Here is a 17508-nt window from a genome sequence, read left to right as displayed (position 1 = left end):
GGAATTAAGAGGTTTAAATCTACTTAAAGTACATTTGATATAAATGAGTTAAATCTTCAAGTTTAGGCATAATTTCCTCGTTGTGAGGTTTGCGGTTTAACAGCTCTTGTAAAGCTTTCGGAGCTGGAACTTCCTTGTTAATAATTGGCTCTAAAACTTGCTCAAACTTAGCAGGATGTGCAGTTGCCACCATGATAAAATCCTGATTTTTTGGTAAATATGCGCGTGCAAAAAATGCAGTTGCTGTATGTGGACAAATCAACATATGGTATTTTGATTCAATTGCTTTAATCATATTAACAATATCCTGATCAGTTGCCTTAAATGCTTTAACGTTTTTCCGGAAATCCTCGACGCTATTATATAACGCATACAAACGTTCAAAATTACTTGGCTTGCCAACGTCCATCGCATTAGCAAATGTTTGAATGCTATGTTTATTGGGTAGTATTCCATGAGTCAAAAATTGCCCAATTACATTGTTTTCATTTTGACTTATAATAATTTCATTAATAGGTAACCCCATTTTTTTTGCCCAAAAACATGCACAAACATTACCGATATTACCGGATGGCACAATAAAATTTGCTTTTTTGCCATACTCTAAATAGTACTGCCAAGCAACATAAGCATAATATGTTGTTTGAGGTAAAAGCCTACCGATATTAATACTATTTGAGGTATTTAAGTAGGTATTTTGTTGCCACCAACTATCTGCAAAAGCGGCTTTAACCAAAGTCTGGCAATCATCAAATGTACCTTTTACTGAAACTGCACACACATTATCCTGCCAACAAGTAATCTGTTGTTGTTGACGAAGCGATATTTTACCTTTTGGAAAAAGTACTATCACTTTTATCTTTGGTTTTTGATAAAATGCCGAAGCAACAGCTGATCCTGTGTCGCCTGAAGTTGCAACCATAATGGTAAAGCTTTTGTCTGTTTCAATATGTATTAAACAATTTGACAAAAATCGCGCACCAAAATCTTTAAATGAAAGTGTTGGTCCGTGAAACAACTCTAACATTGCATTATATTGATCTAGTCTTAGACAGGGTAAATCAAAGTTAAAACTCTCTTTACAGATTTGATCAAGTTTATCCTTTAACGGATCATCTGCAAAAAAAGGTTCGAGTAATTTAACTGCAAATTTAGCATAAGGAAGATCTGTTGTTAAAGATTGCCAATCAAAAGTTGGAAAAGCCTCTGGCACATACAAACCACCATCACATGCTAAACCATTTTGTAATGCTTCAGATAAAGTGACAAAGGTGTTTTTATTTCGTGTACTAATAAAATTCATCTTTCCTCTCGCGTTATTATTCTTGCACCCTCTACGTTAAGTGGATTTACATAAGCTTGACTATCCAAGCCCTCTTTTTGAAAAATTTGTTGTAATTCCGATGCAATGTATGTAGATGTTTGTCGCTCACAAGCCAAAGCAAATACAGCAGGTCCCGAGCCAGAAATCCCAAATCCTAAAGCACCTAGCGCTAAAGCTTTATCCTTAGCCTGATCATAGCCTCTAATTAGGAGTTTACGCTTTGGCTCTACTAAAATATCAATAAAATTTTCTGTCAACCTTTTTATATTTTTCTCATAAAGCGCACTAATAACAGCTGCTGTTTTTGCACTTTGGGCAACAAAATCTTTTATATTAAAAGGCACATCAATGAGTTTACGTGCTTCTTTTGTTTCTATTTGAAGCTTTGGCACCACAACAGCGGCATAAAGCTCAAGCGTTGGCAGTTGAATAAACTTGCATGGCTGTGAGTTTTGTAGTAAAACTAAACCTCCAAACATTGCAGGTACGGCATTATCACCATGATAAGCGCCCCCTGAGGTTAAACTCTCACCATAAATAGCATAATCAATCAAACGCTCCTTTGGTAATGGCGCTTGTAAAAATTCATTCACCGCTAGGATTGCCGCTACAGATGAGGCTGCAGACCCTCCGATACCTGATCCAATAGGAATGCCTTTTTCAATCGTGATATCCAATCCTATTTTTAAATGATGGTCGTTTATAAATTTCTTAATTACTGCGCCACAGACGTTTTTATCTATATTTAAACTTAGATCGTTCTTCGTAAGCACACCTTTAATATCTTTAATGACAAGCTGATCATCATCTCTACGTGTTAAATGCACAATATCACCCACACCTGAAATAGCAAAACCCATTAAATCAAAACCTACAGCAAAGTTAGCACTTGTTGCAGGTGCAAAGGCAGAACCTTTTTTTATATTGTCATTCACCGATATTTTCATTTCTTCTTGTTGCAACGGTCTATCCATTTTTTAAATCCTTTACTGCTAAGCGCATCATCAAATGTGGCTTAGGGTTGTTAGTGGGGAGAAACTCCTCAAGGCTCTTAAACCCGGGTTTTTCATAAACATAAATTGCTTTTGTATTTGCTTTTTCTGGGTTAATAATGAAATAATCAACCTCTGAAAACTGATCTAATATAAACGCCTTGATCATTTTATAACTTAACCCTTGGTCAAGAAATTCTTTTGCACCAATAAGAAGATCTAACGTCAACATTTTTTACCTTCTACATACCACTTATCATAATTATGGTTTGGATCATATGGTCCATTGATGAAAGTGGTAATTAAAAAACCAAACGGTTTATCATTACAAAATGCCACCCACTGGTTGAAAGTATAACCCCCATTATCATTAACCCCCTGACAATAAAGCTCCAGGTTGTTTAGCGTATTTTTAAGCCCATCTCCATAATAAAATTCTTGAACGTGTTTTTCACTAAGCCAACTAAGAATCATAGCTTTATAAGCGCTATTTACTTTCTCAAATTTTAGTCTCATCATTTTAACGTTCTTCTTTGCTAAATTTTTTCATAAATCTCCCGCAATCTGCTCAACCTTTACTTGATTCAAGCAATATACAGTCTCATCTGAAATAGTATACCTATCGACGTTAACAGCAATCCATTTCGCTGTTGGGATTATATCATATGCCCACATCTCTGTTAGTTTTTGACTTATCATAAAATTCTGTAATATAAATAGTGCATTTTTTTGTTTTTCAGTTATGATTTTGTCAGTTAAATCTTAATATTTTGTGCGATAATTCAGTAATTTGCAGGGGTCTCCCCCATCAAGAATTTAGATTATGACTGCACAAAGTAGTTAAGGAAAGGAATTTTCTAACAACCCAAACAAGGAGATAAATAAATGAACACCAAAAAATCTGCCCTTATCACAGCCGCTTTAGCTTTTGGTATGTCTAGTAGCACTTTTGCAAACAATACCAATTTCCAAAGTAATGACATGAATTCAGGTTATGCCAATGCCCAAACTAACAGTATGCAAGCCGATCAAAACCCTAATGCCGATAATATTAAACTTGAAGATGCAAAATGCGGGGCAGGTAAGTGTGGTGAAGGTCAATGTAGTGGCATGTACTCATCTGATAACACCTCTGATGCAAATTGTGAAAGTGGCTCATGTGACAGTGATTCAACTATGTAATAACGCATACCTGAGTTGAACAAATATACACAATGACTAATCTTACTATCCATCATAAAGCAATTGGCTTGGGACTAAGGCAAGAGTTTTTTAACACACTTTTAGCACAAACCCATATTGTTGATTTTATTGAAATTGCGCCTGAAAACTGGCTTGGAATGGGTGGTAAGCGTAAACATTTACTTAACCAATACCTGCAAAAGCTTCCTATTGTATTGCATGGGCTTAATCTTTCTATTGGTAGTATTGCACCACTTAATTTCAAATTTATTAAGTCAATTAAAGCCTTTATGCGTGAATATAATATTTCGATATATAGTGAGCATCTAAGCTTCTGTAGCGATGCACAAGGCTATCTATATGACTTATTACCTTTGCCTTTTCATGACAAGACAATCAAACACGTTGTTATGAAAATTAAACAAGTCCAAGATATAATCGAACAACCTCTTGTATTAGAGAATATCTCATATTATGCTGCTCCTACTCAAGTCATTAAAGAAATTGATTTCTTAAATATCGTTATTCAAGAATCTGGATGTCAGCTACTCTTAGACGTCAACAATGTTTATGTCAATAGCATTAATCATGGCTATAACCCTTATACGTTTATTGACCAACTACCAACCAATAAAATTTGTTATATTCATATTGCTGGTCACTGTCAAAAAACAGACAGTTTAATTATCGATACGCATGGTGAAGATGTAAATAGCTCTGTGTGGCAGCTACTACAGTACACTTATCAAACACATGGCTTTTTCCCAACACTTCTTGAGCGTGATTTTAATATTCCAAACTTATTATCGTTGCAACAAGAACTTAGTACGATTAAGTCTATTCATAACAGATGTGAATCAAAGGTATTTGAATAATGTTTGATACGATGTCTGACTTTGCTCATAATATCCGTAATCAATCCACCTTAAAATCAATTGTCAATGTTCATGATAATCGTATGCAAATTTATCAAGAACTTATATACAACAATATCAATAGTATACTTAAGCGCGCCTTTCCTGTTAGTTTTTCTATTTTAACTTCTTCTCAATGGCATAAATTAGTTAAAGGTTTCATTAAAGACCACAGTGCAACGAGCCCTTATTTTTACCATATCCCTAAACAATTTGTTGACTACCTAAATGGACTACCTAAACTCAGTTTTCCATTTCTAGTCGAACTTATGCACTATGAGTGGATTGAACTTGAGGTCGAAATTTCACCCGATTACCAACCTAAAGAAATTATTGATAATAAAGATACACTTATTCGTAACACTAGTACTCGTGTTTTAATTTACCAATTCCCTGTCCATCAAATATGCAGAAATTATTTACCACTTAATCCACCTCTAAACCCTACATTTTTAATTGTTTACCGTAATTATGATTTTAAAGTTTGTTTTATGGAGGTAAATTTACTAAGTGCTCACCTAGTTGAGGTTTTTGAGTCTGGATTTAATATTGATACCGCACTTAAAATTACTTCGGATAACTTATTACTTACGTTTAATGATGATTTTGTCATAGCAGGTCGTGCATTATGCGAGTCTTTTTTACGCAAAAATATTTTAACGCATTTATAACAATCGATAAGGAAGAAAATGATTTTATTTATTTTTCTGCAAACACTCATTAGAATGAACGACCGTTCTACGTTTATATTAAGGTAAAGCTAGAAATGACGCAACAGGGTACTTTTTACATTCATTCTTATTTACATCCTACTAGCTTAGCTAATGACTTCATGACTTTTTTGTCTATAATTACGCTTTTTTTACAAAGCAATGGCAAACTAAGGAAGCGTCATGCACGGATTTAGAAGTCCCCATTTTTATTTTAAAAGCTTTATGACAGGCTTATTAGTCATCTTTGGCATTATATACTTTGAATTCACAGGCTTAAAACCCTGTCCAATGTGTTTACTACAACAATTTGCAATTTTGCTGCTCACCGTTGTTTCATTGATTGCACTACTGCATCGACCACAAACCACTGGTGTGCGTATTTATAGTTTTATAATTGGAATTATTTCGCTACTTGGTGCACTTATTGCCCTTAAACAAGTTTGGATGCAATGGCATCCTAGCAAATATATTGGAAGCTGTGAAGCCGGTGTTGATAGCTTATTCCAAAACCTACCGCTTTTGAACTTTGTAAAAGCTTTATTTACCAGTGGACCAGATTGCTCGCAAATTGACTGGCAACTATTTGGTTTAAGCATGGCAGCGTATAGCTTTATGATCTTTATCATATTTTCTGCGCTACATTTTTGGCAATTTTTGTTTTATAACTCTACACATCATCTTAAAAACACTAAAAAAGGATAAATCATGGTTGAGCATGTTCAACAGGCTTCAAAAAAGAAGTTCATTACGGCTTTTATTATCGTTATTGCCATACTCGTTGTAGTATTTGGTGGTATATTTGGTTTTGCAGCCTTTGTCAACGGCAAAAAAGCAGCTGCAATGGCAACTTGGAAAATGCAACCACCTGAAGTGACCGCCACTCAAGCAAAAGCACAAACTTGGTATCCAACGGTTAAAACCATAGGCGAAGCCGTAGCTATCCAAAATGTTAACGTTACTGCACAAGCTTCAGGCTTAGTTTCCTCTATTTCGTTTGAAGCAGGACAAATGGTCAAAAAAGGACAAGTACTTTTCACGTTGGATACACAACAATTACAAGCACAATTAAAACAAGCTCAAGCTGATCTGGAACTTGCTAGAATTACTTATGAGCGCGACCTGGATCTTGTTAAACAACAAGCTATTTCACAACAAACAGCAGATGAGTCTAAAGCAAAATATGAAGCAAATCTTGCAAACGTTGCCTCCATTCAAGCTAATATTGGTTATCACATTGTTAAAGCCCCATTTGATGGTAAAATTGGTCTTCGTCAAATCAGTCTTGGTCAATATTTCAGTGCTGGTAATAATGCTGCAACACTCACCGAAATTTCACCTATCTACATTAACTTTACCGTTACTCAAAATTACTTAAGCAACTTACACGTCGATGGTGAAATCGAATTTAGTAGCGATACCTATCCAAGGAAAGTATTTAAAGCAAAAATTACAGCGCTTAACTCAGAAATTACTAGTGATAATCGCGCAATCAATGTCCAAGCCACCTATGATAATAAAGATCAACAATATTTGATTTACCCTGGTATGTTCTTAGACGTTAGCGTTATTTTGCCTCCAATTGATAACACTATTATCATTCCACGTAACGCGGTAAGCTACGCCCTTTATGGTGAAACTGTATTTGTACTTGTATCTGATTACAAAGATGGTAAGCCTGTTATAGCTGAATATAGTGCATTTAAAGACGGTCAAGCTCAAATTATTTCAACAGGTAAACAGCAATACACTGCCAAACAAATTCCGGTAAAAACAACTATGACTAATAATAATGAAGTTATTGTAGAAGGCATAAAAGCAAATGAAATTGTTGCAACTTCTGGTCAAAATAAATTACAAAACGGTAGCAGTGCCATCATCAACAATGACTATAACTTTAAAAACAATCCATAGGAAAAAAGGCATATGCATTTTATTGATATTTTTATAAAGCGGCCTGTGCTATCTACGGTCATAAGCTTACTCATTTTAGCTGCAGGTATTGGTACAGCATTGACTTTACAAGTTCGCCAATACCCCTACATGAACAATGCGACTATTATTGTAACAACTGCTTATCCTGGAGCTAACCCTTCCATTATCCAAGGCTTTATTACCACTCCACTTGAACAGTCAGTTGGAAGTGCTGATGGCATTGATTATATGACTTCAACAAGCACGTTGGGCTTAAGCACCCTTACGATTAATGTTAAACTTGGGTCTGATCCAAACAACGTCTTAAGTCAGGTCGTACAAAAAGTTAATGCAGTACAAAACCAAATGCCACAAGGCGCGCAATCACCCTCTATTGAAATGCAATCTGGGAACTCTTTTCCTTCCCTTATTTTAAGCTTTACCAGTAATGCCTTAAATGAACAAGAAATTACTGCTTATATAAAAAATCAACTTACACCTAAATTACAGTCGTTAGGTGGCATTTCAAATGTGATTATCTGGGGCGAGAAAAACTATGCGATGCGCATTTGGTTAAACTATGACAATATGGCACGTTTTAATGTGACACCTGATGATATTGCTAATGCTTTGCAGGTCAATAGCTTAATCGCTGCAGGCGGGCAAATTAAAGGACCTTACTTTAATTTCACACTTAATCCAACGACTAACTTAGATTCAGCCCAAGCATACGAGCAACTCGTTGTCAAAAACGAAAATGGTAATTTGGTACGTATAGGTAACGTTGCAAATGTAGAGCTTGGCGCACAAACTTATACCTCCAATGTTAGCTTCAATGGCAAATACGGGGTCTTTGCAGGCGTTGTGACTGCATCAGATGCTAACGTATTAACAGTTGTCGATAATATCATGAAAAACTTATCAACAATTGAGACAAGCTTACCAGCTGGTCTTAACATGAATATCGTTTATGATAATACAACCTATATTAAAGCATCCATTCATGACGTTGTTAAAACCCTTATTGAAGCAATTGTTATTGTGACGATTGTGTTATTTCTATTTATTGGCTCCATTCGCTCAGTAATTATCCCTGTTGCTGCAATTCCGCTATCAATGATTGGCGCATTTCTCTTTATGTTCTTAATGGGCTTTTCTATTAATCTTTTAACACTACTATCAATGGTACTTGCAATTGGTCTTGTAGTCGATGACGCAATTGTAGTACTTGAGAACATTTATCGTCATATTGAAGAAGGTGCAACTCCTTTTGAAGCCGCAATTCAAGGAGCCAGAGAAATCGCTAATCCGGTTATTTTGATGACTTTAACACTCGTTGCTGTATATTTACCAATCGGGATGATGGGCGGCTTAACGGGTATATTATTTACTGAATTTGCTTATTCACTTGCAGGTGCTGTAGTGATCTCAGGAATCGTTGCTTACACCTTTTCACCTATGCTTTGTTCAAAAGTATTGTCAAAATCAATCACCGAAACAAAAACAGTTAAATTCATTGATTCCACTTTTGAGAAACTTAAAAATGCTTATGAAAAGGCTTTACGTACGGTGATGAGTGTGCGTATCGTTATTATCTTATTTGGTGCCGTTGTGGTTATTAGCTGTTACTTCTTATTTTCAGGCACAAAATCTGAGCTTGCACCTACAGAAGATCAAGCCTTTATTGGTATTCAAGGTACTGCTCCCTCACCTGCTAACATTCATTATTTAGATACATTTTCACCTGCACTTTATAAAGATATGCAAAGCCTAACGGGTGTACAATCAACCTTTGTCGTTAATGGCTACCCACAAAGCAATAGTAGTTTTGGTGGCGTCGTACTTAAACCTTGGAATGAGCGCAAAGAAACACAAATGGAGCTTAAATCAATTTTACAAAACCTTACCAATAATGTCGCTGGCTCGCAAATTTATACATTTGAAATGCCATCTTTACCTGGAGTTTCTTTTGGACCACCTATGCAGTTTGTCATTCAATCTATTAATAGCTACCCTAGTATTTATGATATTGCGAATAATATCATAAAGAAAATGATGACAAGTGGCTTATTTGTTTTTGCTCAAAGCGACCTTCAATTTGATAATCCGCAAATGGTCATCAACATTGATCGAGAAAAAGCCGCCTCCCTTGGCATTAGCATGCAGAAAATTGCCCAGGCATTAGGTTATGCTTATTCTGGTGGCTATGTTAACTACTTCAGTATGCTTGGCTATAGTTATCAAGTCATTCCAGAACTTGCAAATGACATGAAACTCACAAAAGAACAACTAGGGCAAATCCGTATTGCCACAGCAAGTGGTAAGTTAATCCCACTGTCATCTATTGTCACCTTTGAAACTCAAAGTATGCCACTCAGCTTAAATCGTTTTCAACAGTTAAACTCTGCAACAATTAATGCAGTTACTACACCCGGTATTAGTCAAGGGCAAGCAATTGAATATATGCAAAACCTAGCAAAAAATGAATTACCACAAGGTTATACTCATGACTATGCAGGTTCTGTTAGGCAATATCTGGGAAATACGAACCAAATGGCGATTGCTTTCCTATTTGCATTAATCGTTATCTTCTTAATGCTTGCTGCACAGTTTGAAAGCTTTAGAGACCCTTTCATTATTCTCATTAGCGTACCAATGTCAATCTGTGGCGCCCTTATTCCGTTATATTTAGGTCAGATCTTTAATTTAGGCTATGCTTCAATTAATATATACACCCAAGTCGGTCTAATTACACTCATTGGACTTATTAGTAAACATGGCATTCTACTTGTGGAATTTGCCAATAAATTACAAGAAGAAGGTTACAATAAAGTTGAAGCTATTTTAAAATCAGCTGCACTTCGTTTACGCCCCATTTTGATGACCACTGCTGCAATGGTTGTTGGTGTCGTTCCGCTTGTTATTGCAACTGGTGCTGGTGCCGTTAGCCGACAATCTATCGGTATTGTGATTGCCTCAGGTATGACAATTGGTACCATGTTTACGTTATTCGTTGTACCTGTTGTGTATAGCTACCTTGCTAAAGATCGTCGTGCGCTTATCGCTCGCTGGAAAGAGGAAGAAAAAATCATTGCTCAAATCAATAAGAGTCATCCTTTAGAATAATCTTTTTAAGAGCTTATAAAGCTTTAGTTTGTGCTTTAAGCCAAATTTTTAAGTTTTCATCACTGATCATCGGCATTAGTTCCTTTTCAATGCGTAGATGATAGCTATTGATTTGTTTGATTTCCTCATTGGAAAGTAATTGTATATCAATTAAATTGCGTGCATAGGGCACTAAAGTTAAATCTTCAAAACAATAAAACTCACCAAATTCATGATGTGCTTGTTTACGCATTTTTTTGACAAAACAAAGGTTTTCAATTCGAATACCAAACTGACCAGGAAAGTATACACCTGGTTCATTACTTATAATCATACCAATTTCAAGTACTTGATTAGTATTAACAGGTGAAATACGTTGAGGCCCTTCATGGACACATAAAAAGCTCCCTACTCCATGACCTGTCCCATGCCCATAATTTAATTGTTCTTGCCAAAGTGGTAAACGCGCAATTGTATCTAACTGCTCACCTTTCGTACCTTTTGGAAAGTGTGCATTTTGAATAGCAAGGTGCCCTTTTAGCACAAGTGTATAATAGTGTTTGTGTTCAAACTTTGGTGTACCTAGGTGAAACACACGCGTAATATCGGTTGTCCCTTCTAGGTATTGACCACCTGAATCAAGTAAATAGAGACTTGATTCATTAATAACCTTGGTGGTTTTTTTACTTGAGCGATAGTGAATAATAGCACCATTGCTGGCAAAACCACTTATGGTGTCAAAACTTGCTCCTTTGAAGTTGGCTTGTTGTTGGCGAAATGCTAGTAACTTATCTTGTGCTGAAAGTTCATCAACACCATTTTGCCAATTATTTTCAAGCCAGTAAATAAATGAAATAACGGCGATTGCATCTTTTTTATGGGCATATTTAGCACCATCGATTTCGACAATATTTTTGCATGCCTTGAGCAAACTTATTGAGGATTGGACAAAATAAGGCTCACAATTTTTATTTAAGTGTTGTAGTATTGAATAGTTTGCGCTATTAGGATCTAACCAAATACGGCCTTCATAATCACTCAGTTGCGAATAAAAGCAATTGTAGTCTATGATTGTAACGCCCTGTTCGGTAAGGTTGTTTTTGATCTCAGTACTTAGTTTCGTTTGATCAACAAAAAATGAGCACATATCTTGACCAATAATGACATAACTAATAATTAAAGGATTAAAGGCAATATCGTTGCCACGAATATTCAACAGCCATGCAATTTCATCTAACATACTAATAACAACAAAGGCAACGCCTTGCTTAGCCATTTTGTCTCTAACTTCATCTAATTTTGTTTTTGTTGCTTTACCACTAAATTGTTCTGGATGTAAGAATGCTTGACTAGATGGTGGTTGTGGCATGTCGTTTAGTTCCTTGCGTACGATGTCAACTATATTATTAGTATCAAAAATGCATTTACCACCAATTTCATGCATGATTTTATCCAAAGCTTGTCCGCGTTTAATAGAAACGGTTGTAGGATCAACAGCCAGTGTTTTTCCTTTAGCATGCTCACTTAACCACACTTCAAACTCTAAACTTAATCCTTGTTGTTTTTGTAATTTAAAAATACTAGGATCAAGCTGAGCTTCGGCTTGTAGAAAATAGCGACCATCTGTCCATAAATAAGCGTCATTCATACCAATTAATGCTTCTCCAGCACTGCCATCAAAACCACTTATCCACATCCGGCGTTGCCAATTTGTAGGTAAGTATTCATTGTTATGCGCATCTGTTGATGACACAAAGTAATAATCATAGTGTTTTTGTTGCATGAGTGTGCGTACATCATTTATTTTAGTGATAATGGATGGCATATGGCTTTCCTTACTAATTGGGTGAGAAACAAAATAACCCCATTTAAACGTAGATAAATCGCAGAAACAATAAGATTTCCAGCATTTTTATGAAAAAAAGCGCTAACCCCTCTCCACCTTCGCTAAAAAGTTAATTATACTGGCATGAGTTTAAATTGAATGTAGTTAAGCATAGATCCCATCTTATGACTTTCGTAAGATGATACAGAGAGTACCTAGTTTAAATTTAATTTAGATTAAATAATGATAACTTAAAAAAAGGAGAAAACATGAAGAAAAAAATCATTGTAAGTTTGATAGCAGCTGGATTATGCTCAGGTGCATTTGCAGCTAATGATCATAGCAAGCAATTATATGGACAATTTGGTTTGGGTGGTTATTTTAACAACAGCCATTCTAATACTGGTCCTGCGGTAGTTGGTACGGTTGGTTATGGCTTCAATAAAAACCTAGCTGCACAAGCGACTCTAAGCTATATGGGCAATAATCAAAAAACAGTTCTTGCTGAAGGCATTTGGAACCTTACCAATAGCACAAAATTAACTCCTTATGTAGCATTAGGTGGCGGTTATATGAATTTTACAACGAATTCATTTGGTTTGGATGTAGGTGCTGGTGTTAAATATGACTTCGCGCCTAATGCGTTTGTATCGGCGGATTACCGCTATTTACAATCATTTGGTTCTAAAACACCAAATGGTAGCATGGTTACTGTTGGTATTGGTTTGTATTTTGGTGGTGCAAGTAATTCAAGCGCTTATGCAGCAGTAGGTCCAATGTCAACTGAACAACAAGCACGCGAAAATGAATATCATGCAACCTATGCTTTACCTAAAAATGTAATGGAGTGTCAAGCAAATACTTCTGAAATGACGCGTGAATCAATTGGTTGCTATACTGTTGATGGCGACAAAGTTACAATGCATTTAGATGCGAAATTCGCTTATAGCAATTATACGTTAGATGCAAAAGCAAAAGCAGCAATTAATAACTTAATTAATTTTATGAAAGAATATAATATTAATAAAGTTGTATTAAAAGGCTTTGCATCGCAAGGTAAGACTGGACAGGCCTATGCACAATATAACCAACAACTTTCTGTTAATCGTGCTCAAGCAGTTAAAACTTACATGATTTCTAAAGGTGTCGACGCAAGTAACATTGAAGTGATTGGTTATGGATACACACACCCATTGGTACCAAATACAACTAAAGCAAATCAATCTATCAACCAACGTGTTGAGGCAAGCATTCCTGTGCCACTAAAAGCACAATAATACTTTAAAATAGATACAATAACTAGAAATGCCCGCTTATGTGGGCATTTCTAGTTGCAAAACTTTCTATTGGTGGTGTTACAAACGTCTATTTTAATAGAAAATGGTATACAAGCCTTCCATATTGGATCAAGCCACCACTTATATCATCGTCAATTAACACCATTAAACTACCTTGAAATATTCTTAATTGTTAAAACTCAAAGGCATAGCCAAATTATCTGCTATAACCTTACCATGTTCATACTTCAATATGCCATTAACAAAGGTTTTATCGATTGCTGATGAAAACGTTAAACCACTAAACGGAGACCAACCACATTTTGATTTAGCTGTTGTATCCGTAATTTTGTTTTGTGTATTTAAATCAACTAACACCAAATCTGCCCAATAACCTTCACGAATAAAACCTCGATCTTTTACTTGGTAGATAATTGCTGGTGCGTGGGATATTTTTTGGACAATTTTTTCAAGTCTAAAAATACCATGGTGATAGTGCTCCAAAAGAGATAATAAAGCATGTTGGACAAGTGGTAAACCTGAAGGTACTTGAAAATAACTTTGATGTTTTTCTGCCCATGTATGTGGAGCATGATCAGTGGCAATGACATCTAACGTATTATCATTTACAGCTTGTAATAATGCCAAACGATCTGCTTCTTCTTTGATTGCAGGATTACATTTGATCAAGCCTTTTCTCATATCATAGTCTTTGCGTGAAAAAAACAAATGGTGAGCACAAACCTCAGCGGTGATACGTTTATTGACTAAATCCTTAGTTTTATTATCTGCAAATAATTGAAGCTCTTCTTTAGTTGTAATATGTAAAACGTTAAGCTTAGTGTTAAATTTTTTGGCCAACTCTACTGCAAGTTTGGACGATTTGATACATGCTTCACGACTTCTAATTTCTGCATGTAAATTAAATGGGATATTCTCACCGTATTGAGCTTTATATTTTTCTTCGTTAGTCGTAATAATTGGTGTGTCTTCACAATGCGTTGCAATTAAGATTGGTGAATTTGCAAAAAAGCCTTCTAAGATTTTAATATTATCAACTAACATGTTACCTGTTGATGCGCCCATGAAAATTTTAACACCACAAGCATCATCCGTCTTTAAGCGTTTAAGCTCATCAATATTATCATTCGTTGCCCCAAGGTAAAATGCAAAATTAGCATGTGATTTTAAACTGGCTAGATCTTTCTTTGCTTGCAAACGTTCAATATTCACGGTCGCAGGCTTACAATTTGGCATTTCCATGTATGAAGTAATACCACCCGCAACTGCTGCTTTTGATTCGCTTTCAATATCTGCTTTATAGGTTAAGCCTGGTTCGCGAAAATGCACCTGATCATCTATCATACCAGGTAATAAATATAAACCTTCAGCATCAATAATTTTAACATTTTGATGTGATTCTATACCAACTTTAATTTGTGTAATACGCCCATCTTCAATTAAGACATCTGCAACAAATATTTTTCCTTCATTAACAATTGTTGGATTTTTGATAAGGTAATTTGGCATGGTTAAGCTTATCCTTTGCAATAGGTAAACTCATTGTAGCGAATTTCAAAAATATGAGAAGTATGTCTCATAGCGTTGACAAAAAATAATTTGCTAGCACTAAATCATCTGGCGTTGTAATTTTGATATTACGTTTATCTCCCTCTATCACAATTGGTTGGTGATCCAATGCTTCAACTACAGATGAATCGTCAGTCACTAATATGTCATTATGCAAACAAAAATAATATCCCATTAACAAAGTTCTATATTTAAAAACTTGAGGCGTTTGTGCAAGATAAATATACTTTCGATCTGTTGTTTTAATAATATTTTGTTGCTTATCAACGCATTTAACTGTATCAGACGCCTTTAATGCCAAAACGCCACCAATAGCATTTTCTACCATAACGGAAGCATATAAACGCCGTATATCATCTAGACGAACACAAGGGCGCACGGCATCGTGTACAAAAATCCAATCGTCATCTTTAGCAATATTTTTTAATGCCATCAGTGCATTGCGCACGCTATCTCTTCTTTCTGCCCCTCCTGCACAAATTTTAATGTGTGCATTAGTAGTATGAATTGAATACTTCCAATGACGATCTTTTGAATTAAGCGCTACTACAATTAAATCAAAAAAAGACTCACTCAATAAGCATGAAATTGTTGTGTCTAGAATCGTCAAACCATTATCTAGCTTAATATATTGCTTAGGAATGTCTTGCTGCATCCTTGAACCTATGCCACTTGCAGGAATAACCACAATTCTTTTCACTTCTTATCTTCCTGCAAGGATATGACTTTCTCTTGAGGTTGGAAGATTTGATAGAACATTTCACCATCTTTAATAAAACCTAAGTTTTGGCGTGCCATACCTTCTAAAATAAAATCATTGTGACGCAGTGACAGAATCTCCGCATACAATTGATTATTGCGTGCCTGAAGTTTATTGTTTTCCATTTGCTTGATATTCACTTCCTGATTAAGCTTTTGTGTTGCAAAAAATCCTGTTTGGCTCCACCAAAAATCATATTGTAATGCTCCAATCCCCGTAACTAAAACCGCAATAAAAAAGGTATAGCGTGTAATCATTCTACTTTAGGTTTTTCTTCTTCGTTGGTTGCAAGCTGTCCTTGCTTTGCAATTTGTTCAGCCTGATCAATTTGAAGCTTTGCTTGTTGGTCCTGTTTTTGCCCTTTTTCTAAAGTTTTTTCCTTTACTACAAAAGTTTTAATCTGTTCTTTTATTTCAGTTGTATGGTGCTTTTCATCTTCAACAATTACAATCGTTTCGTTAACATGCACTTTCGTTTCTTCTGTATTTTCTTTTGATACAACGTTAGCTTCCTGCTCAACTTGCACACCTGCTTCATCATTTAAGTCCTCATTGAAGTTAAAAGCCTTAATACCTGGATAAATTGCATTCTGACCCAAGTCTTCTTCAATGCGCAGTAATTGATTATATTTTGACACACGATCAGAACGACACAAAGAACCTGTTTTAATTTGTCCTGCACCCGTTGCAACTGCTAAATCAGCAATAGTGGTATCGGAAGTCTCACCTGAACGATGTGAAACTACAGAAGTATAGCCGGCATCAGCTGCCATTGCCATTGCCTCAAAGGTTTCACTTAAGGTACCAATTTGGTTAAGTTTCACTAAAATTGAATTAGCAATACTCTTATCAATACCTTGTTGCAAAATTTTACTATTGGTTACAAATAAATCATCCCCAACCAATTGCACTTTTTTACCTAAACGTTCAGTCAAAAGTTTCCAGCCTTGCCAATCATTTTCAGCCATCGCATCTTCAATAGAAATAATTGGGTAACGATTTACCCAATCTTCTAAGTAATCAACAAGTTCAGCTGAAGTCAATGATTTATTTTCAGAAGCCAATACATACTTACCATCTTTGTAAAACTCATTACTAGCCAAATCAAGAGCAATATAGACTTCTTCACCTGCTTTATAACCTGCTTGTTCAATGGCTTTTAAAATCATCTCAATTGCCATTTCATTTGACGGAAGGTTTGGCGCATAACCTCCTTCATCACCAACTCCAACAACGCTAAAACCTGCTTTAACAAGCACCTTCTTCAGAGTATGGAAAATTTCCGAACCACAGCGAAGCGCATCTGAAAACTTATCAAAACCAACTGGCATAATCATAAATTCTTGCATATCAATATTATTGTCAGCATGCTCACCACCATTGATAACGTTCATCATCGGTACTGGCATAATATACTCTTTAGAGTTCATCAAATAGCGATAAAATGGCTTTCTAAGGTGTGAAGCAGCAGCTCTAGCACATGCTAAAGAAACAGCCAAAATCGCATTAGCACCTAATTTTTCTTTGTTTTCAGTACCATCTAAATCAATCATCGTTTGATCAATTAAACGCTGATCTAACGCATCTAAACCGATGAGTGCTTTTTTAATCGTTATATTTATATTTTTAATCGCATTTAACACACTTTTGCCAAAATAAATCGACTTATTACCATCCCTTAATTCAAGCGCCTCTCTTGTTCCTGTCGAAGCACCAGAAGGTACTGCCGCACGTCCAAAAGCGCCTGACTCTAAAATTACATCTGCTTCAATAGTTGGATTGCCACGAGAATCTAAAATTTGTCTTGCTACAATATTAGTAATTCTTGCATTCATTATTTTACCTTTTTGTCTTAATAAAAATTTGGCATAAGCATACCAACATTTACCTTAAATGCCCAGTGGATTAACCAATAT

At 35.6% G+C, this 17508-nt stretch carries 16 protein-coding genes and 1 pseudogene; 7 read left to right on the top strand and 10 right to left on the bottom strand.

The features are described 5' to 3' along the window. Positions 1–19: 19 nt before the first annotated feature. Genes thrC through M1V25_RS04945 form a run of 5 tightly spaced genes read right to left on the bottom strand, consistent with a single transcriptional unit; the run spans position 20 to position 3015 of the window. Complete coding sequence (gene thrC, locus M1V25_RS04965; protein WP_498842607.1) at positions 20–1303, bottom strand: threonine synthase; 1284 nt, start codon at positions 1301–1303, stop codon at positions 20–22. Next, positions 1300–2298, bottom strand: coding sequence for a homoserine kinase (locus M1V25_RS04960; protein ID WP_239986766.1), 999 nt, complete (start codon positions 2296–2298; stop codon positions 1300–1302). Before M1V25_RS04960 ends, thrC begins: the two co-directional genes overlap by 4 nt. Next, on the bottom strand, positions 2291–2548 hold the full coding sequence (locus tag M1V25_RS04955; RefSeq protein WP_498842606.1) for a GNAT family protein: 258 nt from the start codon (positions 2546–2548) through the stop codon (positions 2291–2293). The genes M1V25_RS04960 and M1V25_RS04955 overlap by 8 nt, the downstream gene beginning before the upstream one ends. Further along, complete coding sequence (locus tag M1V25_RS04950; RefSeq protein WP_498842605.1) at positions 2542–2835, bottom strand: hypothetical protein; 294 nt, start codon at positions 2833–2835, stop codon at positions 2542–2544. The genes M1V25_RS04955 and M1V25_RS04950 overlap by 7 nt, the downstream gene beginning before the upstream one ends. 27 nt (positions 2836–2862) lie before the next feature. Then, complete coding sequence (locus M1V25_RS04945) at positions 2863–3015, bottom strand: hypothetical protein (protein WP_498842604.1); 153 nt, start codon at positions 3013–3015, stop codon at positions 2863–2865. 186 nt (positions 3016–3201) lie between these two features. On the opposite strand from M1V25_RS04945, the gene M1V25_RS04940 reads away from it, so the two are divergent. The 6 genes from M1V25_RS04940 to M1V25_RS04915 all read left to right on the top strand — a co-directional run bounded on the left by M1V25_RS04940 (position 3202) and on the right by M1V25_RS04915 (position 10162). After that, positions 3202–3498 carry a hypothetical protein gene (locus M1V25_RS04940; RefSeq protein WP_116964161.1) on the top strand — a complete coding sequence of 99 codons (297 nt, stop codon included), beginning with the start codon at positions 3202–3204 and terminating at the stop codon, positions 3496–3498. Between the two features lie 32 nt (positions 3499–3530). Beyond that, the gene (locus M1V25_RS04935; protein WP_498842603.1) at positions 3531–4373 is read left to right on the top strand and encodes an HvfB family MNIO-type RiPP peptide maturase; all 843 of its coding nucleotides are present in this window, start codon (positions 3531–3533) and stop codon (positions 4371–4373) included. Continuing rightward, positions 4373–5083: an HvfC family RiPP maturation protein gene (locus M1V25_RS04930; RefSeq protein ID WP_498842602.1), complete on the top strand. Its 711-nt coding sequence runs from the start codon at positions 4373–4375 to the stop codon at positions 5081–5083. Before M1V25_RS04935 ends, M1V25_RS04930 begins: the two co-directional genes overlap by 1 nt. Positions 5084–5305: 222 nt before the next feature. Next, positions 5306–5827 carry a disulfide bond formation protein B gene (locus M1V25_RS04925; RefSeq protein WP_116964158.1) on the top strand — a complete coding sequence of 174 codons (522 nt, stop codon included), beginning with the start codon at positions 5306–5308 and terminating at the stop codon, positions 5825–5827. Between the two features lie 3 nt (positions 5828–5830). After that, positions 5831–7036 (top strand): efflux RND transporter periplasmic adaptor subunit, encoded by a 1206-nt coding sequence (locus M1V25_RS04920; RefSeq protein ID WP_116964157.1) that lies wholly within the window; start codon positions 5831–5833, stop codon positions 7034–7036. Between the two features lie 12 nt (positions 7037–7048). Then, the gene (locus M1V25_RS04915) at positions 7049–10162 is read left to right on the top strand and encodes an efflux RND transporter permease subunit (RefSeq protein WP_116964156.1); all 3114 of its coding nucleotides are present in this window, start codon (positions 7049–7051) and stop codon (positions 10160–10162) included. A 13-nt stretch (positions 10163–10175) separates the two neighbouring features. On the opposite strand, the gene M1V25_RS04910 is transcribed toward M1V25_RS04915, so the two are convergent. Then, positions 10176–11966 (bottom strand): aminopeptidase P family protein, encoded by a 1791-nt coding sequence (locus M1V25_RS04910; RefSeq protein ID WP_116964155.1) that lies wholly within the window; start codon positions 11964–11966, stop codon positions 10176–10178. Between the two features lie 269 nt (positions 11967–12235). On the opposite strand from M1V25_RS04910, the gene M1V25_RS04905 reads away from it, so the two are divergent. Further along, positions 12236–13243 (top strand): OmpA family protein, encoded by a 1008-nt coding sequence (locus M1V25_RS04905; RefSeq protein ID WP_498842601.1) that lies wholly within the window; start codon positions 12236–12238, stop codon positions 13241–13243. Positions 13244–13429: 186 nt separating this feature from the next. Here the strand turns inward: M1V25_RS04905 and M1V25_RS04900 are convergent, their stop codons facing one another. The 4 genes and pseudogenes from M1V25_RS04900 to eno all read right to left on the bottom strand — a co-directional run. Further along, positions 13430–14773 carry a dihydroorotase gene (locus M1V25_RS04900; RefSeq protein WP_116964153.1) on the bottom strand — a complete coding sequence of 448 codons (1344 nt, stop codon included), beginning with the start codon at positions 14771–14773 and terminating at the stop codon, positions 13430–13432. A 67-nt stretch (positions 14774–14840) separates the two neighbouring features. Further along, positions 14841–15533 carry a 2-C-methyl-D-erythritol 4-phosphate cytidylyltransferase gene (ispD, locus tag M1V25_RS04895; protein ID WP_498842600.1) on the bottom strand — a complete coding sequence of 231 codons (693 nt, stop codon included), beginning with the start codon at positions 15531–15533 and terminating at the stop codon, positions 14841–14843. Then, entirely contained in the window at positions 15530–15850 is a 321-nt protein-coding gene (locus M1V25_RS04890) for a septum formation initiator family protein (protein ID WP_116964151.1), read from the bottom strand. Before M1V25_RS04890 ends, ispD begins: the two co-directional genes overlap by 4 nt. A gap of 197 nt (positions 15851–16047) precedes the next feature. Beyond that, positions 16048–17427, bottom strand: a pseudogene (gene eno / locus M1V25_RS04885) (phosphopyruvate hydratase); the annotation flags it as partial. Between the last annotated feature and the right edge of the window lie 81 nt (positions 17428–17508).

Origin of the sequence: Candidatus Nebulibacter yamunensis, assembly GCF_024208055.1 — a bacterium.
Taxonomy (GTDB): Bacteria; Pseudomonadota; Gammaproteobacteria; order Francisellales; family Francisellaceae; genus Caedibacter; species Caedibacter lacustris.
Note: the sequence above shows the minus strand (reverse complement) of the source record. Positions and strands in the feature narration are given on the sequence as shown.

Bases quoted from the DNA above. Each gene is read 5' to 3' on its own strand.
- thrC (WP_498842607.1), bottom strand. From the start codon at position 1,303: ATGAATTTTATTAGTACACGAAATAAAAACACCTTTGTCACTTTATCT.
- M1V25_RS04960 (WP_239986766.1), bottom strand. From the start codon at position 2,298: ATGGATAGACCGTTGCAACAAGAAGAAATGAAAATATCGGTGAATGAC.
- M1V25_RS04955 (WP_498842606.1), bottom strand. From the start codon at position 2,548: ATGTTGACGTTAGATCTTCTTATTGGTGCAAAAGAATTTCTTGACCAA.
- M1V25_RS04950 (WP_498842605.1), bottom strand. From the start codon at position 2,835: ATGATGAGACTAAAATTTGAGAAAGTAAATAGCGCTTATAAAGCTATG.
- M1V25_RS04945 (WP_498842604.1), bottom strand. From the start codon at position 3,015: ATGATAAGTCAAAAACTAACAGAGATGTGGGCATATGATATAATCCCA.
- M1V25_RS04940 (WP_116964161.1), top strand. From the start codon at position 3,202: ATGAACACCAAAAAATCTGCCCTTATCACAGCCGCTTTAGCTTTTGGT.
- M1V25_RS04935 (WP_498842603.1), top strand. From the start codon at position 3,531: ATGACTAATCTTACTATCCATCATAAAGCAATTGGCTTGGGACTAAGG.
- M1V25_RS04930 (WP_498842602.1), top strand. From the start codon at position 4,373: ATGTTTGATACGATGTCTGACTTTGCTCATAATATCCGTAATCAATCC.
- M1V25_RS04925 (WP_116964158.1), top strand. From the start codon at position 5,306: ATGCACGGATTTAGAAGTCCCCATTTTTATTTTAAAAGCTTTATGACA.
- M1V25_RS04920 (WP_116964157.1), top strand. From the start codon at position 5,831: ATGGTTGAGCATGTTCAACAGGCTTCAAAAAAGAAGTTCATTACGGCT.
- M1V25_RS04915 (WP_116964156.1), top strand. From the start codon at position 7,049: ATGCATTTTATTGATATTTTTATAAAGCGGCCTGTGCTATCTACGGTC.
- M1V25_RS04910 (WP_116964155.1), bottom strand. From the start codon at position 11,966: ATGCCATCCATTATCACTAAAATAAATGATGTACGCACACTCATGCAA.
- M1V25_RS04905 (WP_498842601.1), top strand. From the start codon at position 12,236: ATGAAGAAAAAAATCATTGTAAGTTTGATAGCAGCTGGATTATGCTCA.
- M1V25_RS04900 (WP_116964153.1), bottom strand. From the start codon at position 14,773: ATGCCAAATTACCTTATCAAAAATCCAACAATTGTTAATGAAGGAAAA.
- M1V25_RS04890 (WP_116964151.1), bottom strand. From the start codon at position 15,850: ATGATTACACGCTATACCTTTTTTATTGCGGTTTTAGTTACGGGGATT.